Consider the following 14,281-nt stretch of genomic DNA (forward strand, 5'->3'; position numbering starts at 1 on the left):
AATGATCGACAGGAGAAAACTTGTCATAGAAACCCTTAGGAAGCACGGCGAGCTGAACATCACGAAGCTGTCTAGGTTGACCGGGATACACTTCTCAGTCCTAGAGAAGATCGTTGTGGAGCTGGTCGAGCAGGGGGTAGTCGAGGAGAAGAGGTACGGTAGGCTGAGGATTGTTAAGCTCAGGTCTTCCTAGCTCTAGCGGGCTTCTTCAGGTAGGACATTACCTCGCTGGCCTTGCTCCCCGCGAGGAACTTGACCATGTCCTCGCTCAAACCATAGGCCTTAGCAATGCCAGCGGCCATTTTCGGGTTTGACGTGAAGATGACCTTTAGGTACGGTATGACGTCAGACTTCACAGTAGCCCTGCTTGTTAGCAGCCTCCTAGCCAGGGCCTCGGCAATGCTGTCCCTTAGTTCTCTAGCCTTCTTGGTCTCGGAGAGCAGCCTAAACCTCTCGGGGTACTTGAACGCCTTGAACTTCCCGCTGTACGCCTTTCTAGCGTAGGCGACCCCGGGCCCCATCATCTCCATAGCGTAGCTCAGTAAGTCCCACGACCCGGATTTGATGATCCTGCCCATGTAGACGTCCGCCCTACTCAGGGCTTCGAAGGCCCTCGAGACCTCCTCGGGGTCTTCGTAGTAGGTCGGTATGTGCTCGTTGATCCACACTTTCAGCGTGTCGTAGTCTATGTTGGCGGAGCTCACGGCATCCTTCGCCTGGAAGATGTACTTGGCGTTGAACATTCTTCTCAGCACTTCGAACGGGGCGTACTCCCTGTCCCTATATGTGCTCACGGACATGGCCAGGTCTTTCGTGACCTTACCGTAGGCCTCCGCGATAGCCTCGAGGTCGTTAATAGCGCTCCTCAAGTCGCCTTCGCTCCTCTTCGCGATCACGTCTAGAGCGTCCTTGTCGCAGCGGACTCGCTCCTTCTCGCAGATCTTGCTCAGCAACTGCACGACGGCGCCTTCTCTCAGCCTCTTAAACTCGATTAGGAGAGACACGTCCCTGAGAGGCCTTATGTTGGGGTTATACGCGTCGTTGGCCGCCATGACAACGGGGTGTTTAGAGTTCTCGATTAGTTGAAGTATCGCCTCCAGCCCCCCGGCGTCGGACTTCGGGTTCAGCCCGTCTACCTCGTCGAGAAATATCAGCTTGCCCTTCCCGCTGAGACTACCCGAAGAGGCGGTGACTCTCAGTAGCCTGTCTATGTCGCCCTTACGCCTGTAGTCGCTCGCGTTCATCTCGTAGAGCTCAAGCCCGTAGGTTGCTGCGAAGGCTTGTACGAAGCTGGACTTACCGGTCCCCGGAGGCCCGTGTAGCAGGGCAGCCTTCTTATCGGTCTCGCCCTTCTTCCAGCTCTCGTACCAGCTTATAAAAGCCTTTTTAGCCTCCTCCTGGTCGACGAACTCGTCCAAGTTCTTGGGCCTGTACTTGATTACCCACGGTAAGCGCTCACTCAATAAACCACCCTACGATGTGGGCCTGAACTTCTTCCCCATGAACGCGAGGCGTGCGAGGAAGGCGTTCAGCTGAATCTCGTCGTCTGCGCCTTCTACGAGCCTGAACTGTATCTCGCCGGCGTAGTCGGCGATCATGATCCTGGCCTCGTCGGACAGCTTAATGTCGCTGGAGAAGATCTCCCTGTGTACCTGCTTGATTATGTCTAGACCGCTGAGGCCGTAGTTCAACATCAGCTCTCTCAGCTTGCTCCTGGCCTCGGTGAAGTTGCCGCTCAGAGCCAGCTGTAGCATCTGCCTCACCTCTTTGGGGTGTGCTAGCCCGACGACTTTGTAAACCGCTTCTACTGTGACCTCGCCGAGGGCCGAAGCGGCCTGTAGAATGTTTATCGCCTTCCTCATATCCCCCTCAGAGAGCTCGTATATAGTCTCAAGCGCCTCTGTGCTGTACTTCACGTTCTCCTTCTCGGCTATGTACCTCAGCCTCTCTACAACGTCTTCCTTGGATAATGGCGTGAACCTGAACACCGCGCACCTGCTTTGTATAGGCTCTATTATCTTGCTCGGGTAGTTGGCTATTAGGATAAACCTCGTCGTCGCAGTGTAGAGCTCCATGAGCCGCCTCAAGGCCTGCTGGGCGTCGGCCGTCATGTTGTCGGCCTCGTCCAGTAGTATTATCTTGAACGGTACCTCGCCGGCAACCCTCGTCCTCGCGAACTCCTTCACCTTGCTCCTTATCACGTCGATGCCCCTCTCGTCGCTGGCGTTCAACTCCAGCATGTACTGCCTGTAGTTATCGCCGTAGAGGTCGTGGGCAAGGCAGTGAGCTAGGGTGGTCTTCCCCGTGCCAGGCGGTCCCGCGAACAGTAGGTGGGGCATGTTCTTCTCTTCAACAAACTTCTTGAGCCTTGCCACGACCTCCTTCTGGTTTACGACCTCGTCGAGGGTTCTGGGCCTGTACTTCTCAGCCCATAAAAGGAGGGGTTGCTCGCTCAAATAAGATCGACCCCCGTTCATCTCTATCTGGTACTGGGTAAATAAACCACTTTTAATGGATATGATAATGGTGTGGGTGCGGATGCTTTTCGAGCTAGTTTTTGGGAGAGTAATGGAATTCCTCAAGAGGGATTTCGAGGAGGACTCGGTAAAGATCGAGGTTTACAGAGACGGGTTGAGGCTCACTACCTTCGAAGGGGTTCTAGAGCTAGTCAAAGGTGGGGAGTACACCGTCCCGAGATGGCTCGCGGACTTGCTCGCGAAGAAAGGCTACGTCAAGATAAAAGACGCCAGGATACCCGTGGAGAGCCTCTCTGTCTTAGCTTACAACGAGGAGACTGCCTACTCGAAGCCCCTCACTAACAAGCTGAAAGGTTTCTTCTACATGGCGATGTTCAAGGCGAGGCGCGACTTAACCGAGGAAGCCAAGACCACGGGTGACCTGTCTAAATTCGAGGAGTTGAAGAAGATAGAGGACGCGATGGACTCCCTCCTGAAGTCTCGGGTCAGGAAGCTAGTCAACTACTCGCTTCTCCCAGACGTACAGCAAGACGTTGAGGAGAAGCTCAGCGAGGAGGAGAGGTACCTGTTGAAGACCCTGCGGGCAATAGTGGCCCTCTGGAAGAAGAAGGTTGGTGAGTAGCGTGGTCGAGGCGGTGCAGGGCAAGGAGGTCAAGAAGGCCGTAGACTGGAAATTGAAGTTCTACAAGTTCCTGCAGGACTTCAGGGACTCCGCGGGCGCCTTCAAGTACAGAGAGAGAATATTCAGAATGACCCACATGATGCAAAAGAGCTTAGTAGTGGACTTCAGCGACGTGATCCTCTATGACAGGGAATTGGCCAGACACGTCGAGGAAGACCCCGATCAAGCACTAGAGGAGTTCTCCTCGGCGCTGATGGAGTACCTGGAGAAGGAGCAGCCGGAGTACAAGGAGGTAGTCGGCAAGGTCTACGTCAGGATCAGGCAGCCGCCCAGAGTGCTGAAGATAAGGGAGCTGACGAGCGACTACATAGGTAAGTTCGTCGCGGTCGAGGGGATCGTCACCAGGGTCACGAGAGTCGAGGCGAAGCTCGTTAAAGCACACTACATCCACGTAACTCCAGACGGGGATACCCACGAATTCGACTTCCCGGAGCACGGAGAGATGGGGGAGAGGATCGAGAAGCCTATCGTGTGCCCTGTCTGCGGCAGGATGGGCAGGTTCGAGATCGACCTAGAGAAGAGCAAGTTCGTCGACTGGCAGAAGGTCGTGGTCCAGGAGAGGCCCGAGGAGATACCGCCCGGCCAGATCCCGAGGAGTATCGAGGTAGTGTTGACAGGCGACCTGGTGGACTCTGCTAGGCCGGGCGACAGAGCGCTCATAACAGGGGTTCTGAGAGTGATGCCGACGCAAGCGGTACAGAAGGCCGCGGGTAGGTCGGTCTTCTCGTTCTACATAGAGGCAAACCACGTCGACGTCCAGCAGAAGGTCTTGGAGGAGATAGAGATCACGCGAGAAGACGAGGAGAAGATCAGAGAGTTGGCCAGAGACCCCTGGGTCAGGGAGAAGATCGTCGCCAGCATCGCTCCATCGATCTACGGTTACTACGACATCAAGGAGGCGATCGCTCTACTGCTCTTCGGCGGGGTACCGAAGGTGATGCCTGACGGTACCAGGATCAGGGGCGACATACACGTGCTTCTCGTAGGAGACCCTGGTACGGCGAAGTCCCAGCTCCTCCAGTACACGGCTAGGATAGCGCCGAGAGGTATCTACACGAGTGGCAAGGGCTCCACGGCGGCCGGCCTGACGGCCACGGTCTTGAGGGACAAGACCACGGGCGAGTACTACCTGGAGGCGGGGGCGATGGTGATCGCCGACGGTGGGGTGGCTGCCATAGACGAGATTGATAAAATGAGGGAGGAGGACAGGAGCGCAATACACGAAGCCCTCGAGCAGCAGACCGTCAGTATAGCGAAGGCGGGTATAGTTGCTAGGCTGAACGCTAGAGCCAGCGTCCTCGCGGCGGGTAACCCGAGGTTTGGGCGTTACGACCTCACCCAGCCTATAAGCAAGAACATCGACTTGCCGCCCACGATCCTGTCTAGGTTCGATCTGATCTTTGTTATTCAGGACGTCCCGTTACCCGAGAAGGACAGGAGGCTCGCAAGGCACATACTGGGCGTACACAGCGATATAGAGAAGGCTAAGCCCTTCATAGACCCGCAACTATTGAAGAAGTACGTGAGCTACGCTAGGAAGTACATTAGACCACAGTTAACCCCGGAAGCCATGAGGCTGATAGAGGAGTTCTACGTGGCTATGCGTAAGGGCGGTATCAAGGGCGAAGACTTGAAGACGCCGCCACCGATAGCGATAACACCCAGGCAGTTAGAGGGCCTGATCAGGTTGGCTGAGGCACACGCTAAAATGGCGCTGAAAGACAAGGCCACTATAGAAGACGTCGAGGAGGCTATAAGGTTGATGTACGCTACTCTGAGGAAGGTCGGCTTCGACATAGAGTCGAAGACCATCGACATCGACGTGCTAGAGACGGGTGTGTCAAGGAGTAAGCGGGAGAAAATGAAGGAGTTCGTCAGGTTCCTCAACGAGACTTTCGAACAGGTGCCGGAAATCGAGGTGAGCCAGCTAGTTAAACTGGCTAGAGAGAAGGGATTCGAGAAAGACTTCGTCTACGAGATGATCCAGCACCTCAAGAACAGCGGGGAACTTTACGAGCCGATGCCCGGGAAGCTCGCAAAGACTTCGAGGTACTGACTTATAGGCAGACCCACTGGGGGCGGTCCGCGGGAACAGCTTGAAACACTCAGTGGGGCGTAAAGAGCTCTTCACGGGTCTGTGCTGGAACGCGTCATCATCGGGTAGATTTATAGGTAAAAGATTATAAAATCCGTTTAATCTCCTCAAACTTGGGTGTTTACGGTATGAGCGAAGAGGTGGTGTTCGTCGTCAAAGTCGGTGGTAAGGAAGTCGAGATCAACGAGAACACGCTAGCCGTGTTGAGAGAGTACTTGAAAGCGCCCATGAGCCTAGACGAGCTGGCCCGTAGACTAGGCCTCGAGTCCTGGGAGGAGGCCTACGAACTGATTAAGGCTGTGCCGGCCTGGGTGCTCTGGACTCCTCCGTCGATGTGGAATAGCAGAGTCAAGTGGTACCTCCAGAAGCAAGGAGGTGTACATGAGCGCCCAGGTTAAAGTAGGCGAGGAGTGCTTAGAAGAGTTCGTCGTAGAGGAGAAACACACAGCATCGCATATCGGTTCGGGCACGGTCTCAGTCCTGTCCACCCCGAGCATGATAGCTTTCATGGAGAGGACGAGTCTAAACTGCGTTCAGAAGCACCTGCCACCACAGTATACAACTGTCGGTACCATGGTGAACGTGAGACACCTGAAACCAGCGCCTCTTGGAGGTAAGGTGGTGGTGAAAGCCAGAGTTGTAGAGTTCGACGGTAAGAGGATACTTTTCGAAGTAGAAGCCCTGTACAACAACGAGACAATAGGCAAAGGGCTGCACGAGAGGTACGTTGTCGACAAGGAGAAATTCCTGGGTAAAGTTAAAGCCCGTTGAGGTAATGGGGCCGCCGGGATTTGAACCCGGGACCACCGGCGCTCCGGGACAACCCGGCTAGGCGGGGCATCCCCCCAGGCCGGCATCCTAGCCAGGCTAGACGACGGCCCCTCGAGTACTATTATACTAGTCTACACCCTTCTATTAAACCTAATCACGGGTACATCTAATGGGAGCTAACTTATACGGCGAACTCCACCCAGAGACATTGAGGATACTGGAGACCGTCCCACTGGAGGAGAGGTCGCGTAGAGGACAGTTCTTCACGCCGAGGCAGCTGAGGGAGGAGGTGCTGAGGCGCATACCGCGCCTCGTGAGACCGAGGGTGCTCGACCCCGCCTGCGGCACCGGGGAGTTCCTGCTCTCGGCCAGGGAGTACTTCGTGGAGCCGGAGCTCTACTGCTGGGAGGTCGACCCCAAGCTGGCCGAGGTGGCTAAGCGGGTAGTCCCAGAGGCCAGGGTGGAAGTGGTGGACTCCCTGACGAAACCGTTCAGGGAGGAGTTCGACGTCGTGGTCACCAACCCGCCGTACTACGAGTTCAGACCCGAGGGGTGGGTCAGGGAGAGGTTCAAGGAGGTGGTGTGGGGCCGCGTCAACATATACGCCCTCTTCGTCTACCTCTCCCTCAGGCTCCTCAAGCCGGGCGGCTGGCTGGGGCTGGTCGTCTCCTCCTCGATGAACAACGGCGCCTACTTCAGGAGGCTGAGGGAGTACGTCGTCAGGGTGGCCGACATAGCCTACATGAGGGTCCTCGACGACCCCCGCGTGTTCGACGGGGTCAACCACACCTTCCAAGTGCTCGTCCTCAGGAAGGCCCCGAACACTGGGAGGTACGTGTTCAGGAGGAGCGGTATACTCATATTCTCCGAGAGGGCGGAGGAGCTCAAGAAGGCTTTTGAGGGCTCGGCGACGCTGGGGGAGCTCGGCTACAGGGTTCAGACGGGTAGGGTGGTCTGGAACCAGCACAGGGACAAGCTGATGGACGACCCCGGCCAGGGAGTCCTCCTCGTCTGGTCTCACAACATAAGGGGCGGGAGGCTAGTCCTAGGCAACGGGCGGAGGCCCCAGTACATAAGGTGGGGCGGGAGGGTCGACAGGGGCCCGGCGATAGTCGTGAAGAGGGTCACGGGACACCCCAAGAGGCTGAGGCTCGAGGCCGCGCTCGTACCACCCGGAACAGTCTTCGTCGCGGAGAACCACGTCAACGTGGTCTACCCGCCGCCGGGCGCCAGCCTAGAGGAGATGGAGGAGATAGTGAGGCAGTTGAACGACCCGAGGACTTGGGAGCTCCTATCGTACATAACAGGTAACACGCAGGTCTCGAAGAACGAGCTCGAGAACCTAGTACCGGTACCGCTCAGACTGGTGAGTCGAGACTGACCTAGGATGCCGGAACTTCTACGAGCTGGTTAAGTAGTCGATCGACTGGTCTAGGTCGTCGCCCTCTATAGTTATAGTGATTGGGCCTAGGGGGGACTCCTTTGGGGTGTCTATTAGTGATATCCTGCCAACATACGCTGCTTGTTTGTGTAGCATGAGGCTTGTCGTATTCCCCCTCCTGTTCTTGACGAGGTAGCTCCTCAGAGCAGGCTCAATCCCCTCAGCCCTCGCCCTGTCCCGCAGAGCACGCAGGGATTCGATGCTGTCCGAAACCCCCCTCACTACGAACCAGCCCTCTCTCACCTCTAGAACCAGTAAATCCCCTGCGAAGAAGTTCTGAACCGCTTTCTTGACCTTCTCTACACTTTCAGTCGGACGTACTTCGGCCTCCACCGTTACCCTTGGCATCCGAGACCACCTTGCTTAATATCTTCTTAGCCTCCTTATACGCCTCCTCGAAACTCCCCTCGTTGACTATGAGGTAGTCAGCGAGGGCTATAACCGAGCCGATCCCGAGGCTCAGCTCAAGGGAGTCCCTGGCGTTAAACTCCTCTATACTCTTAGGATCCCCTGGCCTATTTCTTTCAAGGAGTCTCTTAAACCTGGTTTTCGGGGAGGCGTGTACGGCTACTATCACTGTATTACCTGCTCTTCTGAAGGTCTCAACCTCGACCAGGCTTCTAACACCGTCTACGACTACAATCCCGCTCTTCCTCGGGAGTCTCTCCATGGTCTTGAGCGCGATGTAGTCGTCTCCGTGCTCTCTTCTGAGCTCCAAAGACGTCTTCAGCATGAGTTCGGGGGTGATAACCCCGTACCTTCTCAAGGTCTCTTCTCTAACAACGTCGCCCATGCTGACAACCGGCAGGCCCATCTCCTCTGCTGCCTTCACAACTATACTCTTCCCTGCTCCAGGCATTCCAGTCAAGAGTACTAGTATCATCTCAGACCACGGGGTAAAAGCCTATTAATCGAAATATATCAAACCTTGTATTTATCTAGAGTTACACGGCGAGGGTGTCATTGGGGTGCCGTTACACAGGATATTCATAGCTGTCGACATAAGCGACAAGCAGGTGCTCGCTAACTTAGCGAAGTACGTTAGAGAGATCGTGTCTACGGGGGCAGACGTCAAACCTGTCGAGGAGGAGAACTTGCACATCACGATAAGGTTTATAGGTGAAGTGGACGACCAGGTTGTATCGCGTGTATGCGACGCCGTGAAAAGCCTAAGGCACCAGGTTTTCCTTGTACATGTTAGGGGTGTAGGCGCCTTCCCCTCGGTTGATAGACCCAGGGTCGTTTGGGCCGGGGTATCAGAGGGCTCGAGCGAGCTAGCCAGAATACACGACTTCTACGAGGAGAAGCTAAGGAAGCTGGGTGTTCAGCCGGACAGGGAGGAGTATATCCCCCACGTAACGCTGGCGAGGGTTAGGAGCAATAGGGGTATAAGTGAGCTCGTCAGGCTGATAAAGGCCTCTACCGGTGTGGACTTCGGGAGTTTCACAGCGGACAGGGTCGTGTTAAAGGAGAGCTTCCTCACGCCAAGGGGGCCGATATATAAAGACGTGTGCGAGGTCGAGTTGCTGAAGTGACAGACCTCGAGACTCTGCTGAAGAGCGTATTGGACGAGATCACCCCGACACCCGACGAGAGAGAGAAGATCGCAAGAGCTTACGAGGTCATCAAGAACAGGTTGGAAGAGCACCTAAGAAGGAACAACGTGTGGGCTGAGGTCACCCTTCAGGGTAGCGTGGCGCACGACACCTGGCTCAGGGGGGATCGAGACATCGACGTCTTCGTCTTGTACCCCGAGGACTGGTCTGTCGCGGACGTGAAGACCAAGGGCTTCGAACTAATCAAGGAGGCTGTAAGAGACGTCGGCAGGGTCGAGATAAGGTATGCCGAGCACCCCTATATTAGAGTATTCGTGGAGGACGTCGAGGCAGACATAGTCCCGGCTTACAAGTTGAGTTCCCCGTCTCGAATAAGGACGGCCGTGGACAGGACACCCTTCCACACGGAGTTTGTGAACTCCCATCTAAAGGGCGGTTTAAACAACGACGTGAGGCTGCTCAAGAAATTTATGAAGGGTATCGGCTCGTACGGGGCCGAGATAAAGACGAAGGGGTTTTCAGGTTACGCTGTGGAGCTGCTAGTGATAGCCTATGGGGGTTTCCTAAACGTACTGCGCGCGGCATCCGAGTGGAGGCCTCCGGTGTACGTGAACACTCTGGGCGAGGAGGGGCTGTTCAGGAGAGCCGTGGAAGTACTCACGAAGAAGTACCCTGACAGCGTCATCTACATGCCAGACCCCGTGGACCACGCAAGGAACGTCACCGCGGCCGTGAGCTTCGAGAAGCTGGCGAGGTTCATACTGGCTTCGAAGTGCTTCCTGAGACGCCCGAGTAAGACCTTCTTCGAAAACCGTGTAGAGTACGACGTCGAGGCTCTCGAGAGGTCGCTGGGCAGTAGGTGTATCGTGGTAGTCGAGGTCGAGTCCGAAAAACCGCTCCCACCCGAGGTTGTATGGGGCGAGGTCGACAGGGTCAGAGACCGCTGTGTAAAACTACTGTCTGGGCACGACTTCGCGGTCTACCACTCGTCGGCCTGGACAGACGACTCCAGGAAAGGGGTCATAGTGGTAGAGCTCGACGAGTGCGCTAAACCTGCGTACAAGTTGTACGAGGGACCGCCCTTCTCCGAGCCTGACAGAGTTTCAGACTTTGTCTCGAAGCACATTGGTAAGTCCGTTAAGTTGTGGTTGGATAGGGATGGCAGGTTAATGTCGGTTTCCAAAAGACCTGTTCTACGAGCTGTCGAACTACTAGAGAGTAAACAGCGCGAATACCTTGTATCACCTCACTTCAAGGCCAGCAGGCCCGTCGTCTACGAGCTCACACTTGCTAAGCTCAGGGAGATAGCCTCCAAGTACGGCGAGGAGTTCCTGCGGGCATCGCTGGGGAAGGTCGAGTCTTGGCTTCTCGAGTGCACGAGTTAGAGAAGCAGGACACTTACGTCTCCAGAGTACTGTGCTTCCCTAGACCGAGTTGTGCTGAGCTGAGCGCCCGCGTCTCGAGACTGGTAAGGGCAGGCTTTCTAAGCATAGTCGAAGAGGGCATACCGTTCCAGGGGGTCAGGATCTTGGGGAAAGGTTACACCTCAATAGTCGTACTAGCACTACACGCTGTACACGGGCTGGGCGCTCTAAAGGTAAGGAGGCTGGATAGCCGCAGGGCAAGCCTCGCCACCGAAGGAGAGCTCCTATCTTATGCGAGCTCGCTCGGAGTCGCGCCACGAGTGTACTACTACGATGACGACTACGTTTTCATGGAGTACCTCGACTCGAGCAGATGCGCCCCCTTCGAAGAGGACCTGGCTAGGCTGATCGCGAGAGGGGACGTCGAGGGGGTAAGGAGAGCAGTGTCGAGAGTGATCGACGCTCTATTCCTCCTCGACAAGCACGGCTTATATCATAGAGAGCTAAACAGGCCCGGCTCGCACATTATGGTGTGCGATAGTGGCGTGAAGGTACTGGACTGGGAGTCCGCGAGCCGTAGCGGTAAGCCCTCTAATCTAACACAGCTTGTCTCGTACCTCCTCTACAGGTTCAAGTACTCCGACCAGCTCAAGAGGGCGCTCGACATAAAAGAGGAGGCTGTGCTGGAGAAGCTTAGGGCGTACAAGAACTCTGTGAACGAAGAAAACCTGATTAACGTCAAGCGCTGCCTTGGGCTGGTACAGCTATAGTACTGGCAGAGATACTTGTTGGTATTCTAGCCAGCTTGAGGCTGTAGAGCTTGGGCCTGATCGTGATGTCCTTTACTGTGGGAATCCTCAGCTCGTTGTGGCAGTGGGGGCATACACCGCCGTATAGGTTGTAGACCTCCTGAGGAGTGGGGATACCGTAATAGTCCTGCCCTACATACCTGAACTCGAAAATGACTTCACCACAGTGGCTGCACACGTACTTGATTGGCATCAGAATGCACCGATGTATAATAAGCCGGTAATACCGCGGTATAAGGAGTAGGTACATATTAATTTACTCCTTTGTTTAAACCAAAGCCGTGGCTAGCCCTTGAGTAGTATTCAAGTTTTAAATGGACTGTGTAATGTAGTAAAAGCCATCTCCTTTAAATCCCGAAGCAGTAAGGCGAAACTAATTGGGGAGCATAGAGCTGACGAGTTGAACGGCTAAAGAATAAGGGTCATGTAGTCTCTTGCAACGACTGACTTCCTGAAGAACCTGTACGCGTCAACAAAAATCGCGGTGTCGTCCTTGTACCTGGAGCTAAGGTGTGTGAGCACTAGCAACCCTACATCGGCCTCTCTAGCGGCTAAAGCAGCGTCCCTCGCTGTAGAGTGCCCTTGCTTCAGGGCCTCCTCCGAGTACTCGCTCGCGAATGTAGCCTCGTGTATTAGGATGCTCGCGTTCTTCGAGTACTCCACTATGCTGGGGCAAGGCCTGGTATCGCCTGTGTAGCTCACAGTCTTGTCCCCGACTCTAACCAAGTAGCCGTGGGCTTCTACGGTGTGGCACACCGGGTATGGGGTTACCTCGAGGTCGTCCTCCTTGTACACTTCCCCTGTTTTGCCAACTACGATGTTGATCTCGAAGCCTACTTTCTCCAACATGTTCTCGAGGACTCTACTAACCAGGTGTGCTACCTGCTCTGGTGCCACCACGTTTAGCCCGCTATCCCTCCCCAGCAGGTTCATTGACTGTACTAAGCCGAAGAGGCCGAGGTAGTGGTCTCCGTGACCGTGTGTTATGAAGACGGTCTTGACCTTGAGTGGGCTGAGCCCTGCTTTGAAAAGCCTGTGTTGGCAGCCCTCACCCGCGTCTAGCAGGTAGATCGACGAGTTTACTTTGAGGGCTAGGCAGGGTAGACCCCTATTGATGGGTATGGCCGCCCCCGTCCCGAGGAAAACAATCCTACCGTTCAAACCGGTACGACCACGTATATTACTCGGGCTAGACTACTGTGAACGTACATATAGTGTTTACTCTTTATTAAACCACCTACACGCGTGACTATGTCGTCTACTTCGAGCTCGGCCTCCGCTGGGACCATGAACACGACCCTCCCCCACCTAACCAAACTCTCGAGAGACCTGGATAAGAAGTTCTCGAGGAGCTCCCGTAGTTCAACCCCCCTGGTGCTAGCCCCTCTACCGTAGGGAGGGTCGGTGACGACGGCGTCAATGTTCGCGAAGGAGGCGCGAGTCCCGTCCGACAAAACAGGTATAGAAGGGTTCTTGTTGTGCCTCAGGTTCCTCGCGAGCCCGTTTATAATACTCCAGTCTATGTCCAACCCTATTCCGATCACCCCGATCGAGCGCGCCTCTAGGATTATCGTCCCTGTTCCGGCGAAGGGGTCGAGTAGGACCCCGCCCTCTTTAACCGCTGAGAGGTTTATCAGAGTTCTCGCGAGCGACGGAGTAATGGCGAAACTCCTGTCGAAGACCTTCGTATAGACCGGTCTACGTTTAGCCCTGAACAGCGCCCTACCCACTACGACAACCCCGCCCGAGAAAATGAGCCTTAGAGAGGGACCCCGACGGTACCTGGTCGTCAGCCCGGTTTTCTCCTCTAACACCCCCTCTAGCCTCTTCAGCTCCTCGTCCTCCAAGTAACCGTGGAGCTGTGTTACGTGGATCCACTCGGAGCCCTTCGCCAGGTCCCTGAGCTTACCGGCTAATAAGTTCACGTCCTCCCAACCGGGTAGAGGTTCGAAGTCGTATACCTGGCCGACCTCCCGCACATTACTGGCTCTCTCAGCAACCTTTGCCCAAGCACTCTCGTTCGAGTGTCTCACCACGCATATCATCGGCCAGCAGAAGACGCTGTGTCCACTGTCGTAGAGTTCCAGGAGTGTCTTGAGCTCGCTTTCCGAGACGTCCTCGTTCTCGCCGGACAAGACGTAGTAGAGGGTACTCATCTCTCTAAACAGACCTCTCTCAGGAAACCGCTTATCCTCTCCACTACGCTTACGTAAAGGATGCTCGGGCTGATGTGAGTGACTCCTAAGGTGTCTGCGAGTATTATTTTAGAGAACCCGGCCTCGTCCATTTTCCGCATGGCTCCACCGACCAGCAGGCCGTGCGTGGCTGCCACGACGATCCTGCGTGCTCCCTGCGAACGCAGGAACTTAGCGGCCTCCGCTAACGTCCCGCCGGTACTTATTATGTCGTCTACGATCACCACGTCTCTCCCCGCCACGCTCACGCTCTTCGGCTTCACAGTGACTTCACCGGTCACTCTGTCTCTCTCTTTTATCAAGTAGTCGAACTCCAGGTTCAGCTTGCTGGCGGCAAAACCGGCTCTCTCCAAGGCCCCCTTGTCCGGGGCCATGACAATGGGGTCGGTGACGTACTTCAAAGCCTGGGCTACTAGCATGTCGGATACGAGTATATTGGTCCAGGGCCTACTCTCGAGAACACCTGGGTTGTGTACATCGACTACCAGACCCCGTTTTATTGTTCTCGTTAACACCTCTAGGACTACCTCCGCTGATACGGGCTCTCCTTGGAGAAACACCTTGTCTTGCCTCATGTACGGGAGATATGGTGCGACGAGAACAACGTCTTTCCCGCCCGCCTTGTGAACCGCGTTTAATAGCAGGAGCGTCTCGACCAGAGCGGTGTCCTGACTCGGGTACATGGTGTTTGCCACTGCGACGCAGGTGGAGCCGAGGTCGGACGGCAGGCCCTTGAGCCTCACGTAGACCTCTCCATCGGGGAAGACTTTCTTCTCGACTTCGACCACTTCTACCCCGAGGCGCTTAGCCAGCTCCATCGACTGCCTTGTGAAGTTGGAGCCCGGTACGATCAGCAAAGAGGTCTCACCAAGAGAGGAATAACGCACGGGA

Annotated in this window: 17 protein-coding genes and 1 tRNA gene; 9 read left to right on the plus strand and 9 right to left on the minus strand. The window is 55.5% G+C overall.

What is annotated here, in order from left to right; translation table 11 throughout:
* The first annotated feature begins 1 nt into the window (after position 1).
* The gene (locus WLZ34_RS04510) at positions 2–193 is read left to right on the plus strand and encodes a hypothetical protein (protein WP_014736761.1); all 192 of its coding nucleotides are present in this window, start codon (positions 2–4) and stop codon (positions 191–193) included.
* Here WLZ34_RS04510 and WLZ34_RS04515 read toward each other — a convergent pair.
* Both WLZ34_RS04515 and WLZ34_RS04520 read right to left on the minus strand, forming a co-directional pair.
* The gene (locus WLZ34_RS04515) at positions 180–1,463 is read right to left on the minus strand and encodes a replication factor C large subunit (protein ID WP_434730899.1); all 1,284 of its coding nucleotides are present in this window, start codon (positions 1,461–1,463) and stop codon (positions 180–182) included. The two genes, WLZ34_RS04510 and WLZ34_RS04515, sit on opposite strands and share 14 nt — an antisense overlap.
* 9 nt (positions 1,464–1,472) lie before the next feature.
* Positions 1,473–2,477, minus strand: coding sequence for a replication factor C small subunit (locus WLZ34_RS04520; RefSeq protein ID WP_434730900.1), 1,005 nt, complete (start codon positions 2,475–2,477; stop codon positions 1,473–1,475).
* Positions 2,478–2,538: 61 nt separating this feature from the next.
* Here WLZ34_RS04520 and WLZ34_RS04525 point away from each other — a divergent pair, with 61 nt between their 5' ends.
* From WLZ34_RS04525 to WLZ34_RS04540, 4 genes are all read left to right on the plus strand, one after another.
* On the plus strand, positions 2,539–3,099 hold the full coding sequence (locus WLZ34_RS04525; RefSeq protein ID WP_434730901.1) for a hypothetical protein: 561 nt from the start codon (positions 2,539–2,541) through the stop codon (positions 3,097–3,099).
* Positions 3,092–5,215, plus strand: coding sequence for a minichromosome maintenance protein MCM (mcm, locus tag WLZ34_RS04530; protein WP_434730902.1), 2,124 nt, complete (start codon positions 3,092–3,094; stop codon positions 5,213–5,215). The genes WLZ34_RS04525 and mcm overlap by 8 nt, the downstream gene beginning before the upstream one ends.
* 167 nt (positions 5,216–5,382) lie before the next feature.
* Positions 5,383–5,652 (plus strand): hypothetical protein, encoded by a 270-nt coding sequence (locus WLZ34_RS04535; protein ID WP_428727179.1) that lies wholly within the window; start codon positions 5,383–5,385, stop codon positions 5,650–5,652.
* Positions 5,636–6,025, plus strand: coding sequence for a thioesterase family protein (locus tag WLZ34_RS04540; RefSeq protein WP_434730903.1), 390 nt, complete (start codon positions 5,636–5,638; stop codon positions 6,023–6,025). Before WLZ34_RS04535 ends, WLZ34_RS04540 begins: the two co-directional genes overlap by 17 nt.
* A 5-nt stretch (positions 6,026–6,030) precedes the next feature.
* Here WLZ34_RS04540 and WLZ34_RS04545 read toward each other — a convergent pair.
* Positions 6,031–6,136, minus strand: a tRNA-Pro gene (locus WLZ34_RS04545).
* Positions 6,137–6,194: 58 nt separating this feature from the next.
* Here WLZ34_RS04545 and WLZ34_RS04550 point away from each other — a divergent pair.
* Positions 6,195–7,406, plus strand: a complete 1,212-nt coding sequence (locus WLZ34_RS04550) for an HsdM family class I SAM-dependent methyltransferase (RefSeq protein ID WP_434730904.1) — start codon at positions 6,195–6,197, stop codon at positions 7,404–7,406.
* 18 nt (positions 7,407–7,424) lie between these two features.
* On the opposite strand, the gene WLZ34_RS04555 is transcribed toward WLZ34_RS04550, so the two are convergent.
* Together WLZ34_RS04555 and WLZ34_RS04560 are read right to left on the minus strand one after the other, a co-directional pair.
* Positions 7,425–7,814 carry an RNA-binding domain-containing protein gene (locus WLZ34_RS04555; protein ID WP_434730905.1) on the minus strand — a complete coding sequence of 130 codons (390 nt, stop codon included), beginning with the start codon at positions 7,812–7,814 and terminating at the stop codon, positions 7,425–7,427.
* Positions 7,774–8,349 (minus strand): AAA family ATPase, encoded by a 576-nt coding sequence (locus WLZ34_RS04560; RefSeq protein ID WP_434730906.1) that lies wholly within the window; start codon positions 8,347–8,349, stop codon positions 7,774–7,776. Before WLZ34_RS04560 ends, WLZ34_RS04555 begins: the two co-directional genes overlap by 41 nt.
* A gap of 85 nt (positions 8,350–8,434) precedes the next feature.
* On the opposite strand from WLZ34_RS04560, the gene thpR reads away from it, so the two are divergent.
* From thpR to WLZ34_RS04575, 3 genes are read left to right on the plus strand one after another with little or no spacing between them, the layout of a single operon-like run.
* Positions 8,435–9,001, plus strand: a complete 567-nt coding sequence (gene thpR, locus WLZ34_RS04565; protein ID WP_434730907.1) for an RNA 2',3'-cyclic phosphodiesterase — start codon at positions 8,435–8,437, stop codon at positions 8,999–9,001.
* Positions 8,998–10,407: a CCA tRNA nucleotidyltransferase gene (cca, locus tag WLZ34_RS04570; protein ID WP_434730908.1), complete on the plus strand. Its 1,410-nt coding sequence runs from the start codon at positions 8,998–9,000 to the stop codon at positions 10,405–10,407. The genes thpR and cca overlap by 4 nt, the downstream gene beginning before the upstream one ends.
* Complete coding sequence (locus WLZ34_RS04575; RefSeq protein ID WP_434730909.1) at positions 10,383–11,156, plus strand: serine/threonine protein kinase; 774 nt, start codon at positions 10,383–10,385, stop codon at positions 11,154–11,156. Before cca ends, WLZ34_RS04575 begins: the two co-directional genes overlap by 25 nt.
* Here the strand turns inward: WLZ34_RS04575 and WLZ34_RS04580 are convergent.
* The 4 genes from WLZ34_RS04580 to prs all read right to left on the minus strand — a co-directional run bounded on the left by WLZ34_RS04580 (position 11,125) and on the right by prs (position 14,247).
* A complete protein-coding gene (locus WLZ34_RS04580; RefSeq protein ID WP_434730910.1) occupies positions 11,125–11,388 on the minus strand; it encodes a hypothetical protein in 264 nt (87 codons plus the stop codon). The genes WLZ34_RS04575 and WLZ34_RS04580 overlap by 32 nt on opposite strands.
* 215 nt (positions 11,389–11,603) lie before the next feature.
* Positions 11,604–12,356: a ribonuclease Z gene (locus tag WLZ34_RS04585; RefSeq protein ID WP_434730911.1), complete on the minus strand. Its 753-nt coding sequence runs from the start codon at positions 12,354–12,356 to the stop codon at positions 11,604–11,606.
* Positions 12,353–13,351, minus strand: a complete 999-nt coding sequence (locus tag WLZ34_RS04590) for a TRM11 family SAM-dependent methyltransferase (RefSeq protein WP_434730912.1) — start codon at positions 13,349–13,351, stop codon at positions 12,353–12,355. The genes WLZ34_RS04585 and WLZ34_RS04590 overlap by 4 nt, the downstream gene beginning before the upstream one ends.
* On the minus strand, positions 13,348–14,247 hold the full coding sequence (gene prs / locus WLZ34_RS04595) for a ribose-phosphate diphosphokinase (protein ID WP_434730913.1): 900 nt from the start codon (positions 14,245–14,247) through the stop codon (positions 13,348–13,350). Before prs ends, WLZ34_RS04590 begins: the two co-directional genes overlap by 4 nt.
* Between the last annotated feature and the right edge of the window lie 34 nt (positions 14,248–14,281).

It is taken from the genome of Thermogladius sp. KZ2Tp1, assembly GCF_051131135.1.
Classification (GTDB): Archaea; Thermoproteota; Thermoprotei_A; order Sulfolobales; family Desulfurococcaceae; genus Thermogladius.

Bases quoted from the DNA above. Each gene is read 5' to 3' on its own strand.
- WLZ34_RS04510 (WP_014736761.1), top strand. From the start codon at position 2: ATGATCGACAGGAGAAAACTTGTCATAGAAACCCTTAGGAAGCACGGC.
- WLZ34_RS04520 (WP_434730900.1), bottom strand. From the start codon at position 2,477: ATGAACGGGGGTCGATCTTATTTGAGCGAGCAACCCCTCCTTTTATGG.
- WLZ34_RS04525 (WP_434730901.1), top strand. From the start codon at position 2,539: ATGCTTTTCGAGCTAGTTTTTGGGAGAGTAATGGAATTCCTCAAGAGG.
- WLZ34_RS04535 (WP_428727179.1), top strand. From the start codon at position 5,383: ATGAGCGAAGAGGTGGTGTTCGTCGTCAAAGTCGGTGGTAAGGAAGTC.
- WLZ34_RS04540 (WP_434730903.1), top strand. From the start codon at position 5,636: ATGAGCGCCCAGGTTAAAGTAGGCGAGGAGTGCTTAGAAGAGTTCGTC.
- WLZ34_RS04550 (WP_434730904.1), top strand. From the start codon at position 6,195: ATGGGAGCTAACTTATACGGCGAACTCCACCCAGAGACATTGAGGATA.
- WLZ34_RS04555 (WP_434730905.1), bottom strand. From the start codon at position 7,814: ATGCCAAGGGTAACGGTGGAGGCCGAAGTACGTCCGACTGAAAGTGTA.
- WLZ34_RS04560 (WP_434730906.1), bottom strand. From the start codon at position 8,349: ATGATACTAGTACTCTTGACTGGAATGCCTGGAGCAGGGAAGAGTATA.
- WLZ34_RS04580 (WP_434730910.1), bottom strand. From the start codon at position 11,388: ATGCCAATCAAGTACGTGTGCAGCCACTGTGGTGAAGTCATTTTCGAG.
- WLZ34_RS04590 (WP_434730912.1), bottom strand. From the start codon at position 13,351: ATGAGTACCCTCTACTACGTCTTGTCCGGCGAGAACGAGGACGTCTCG.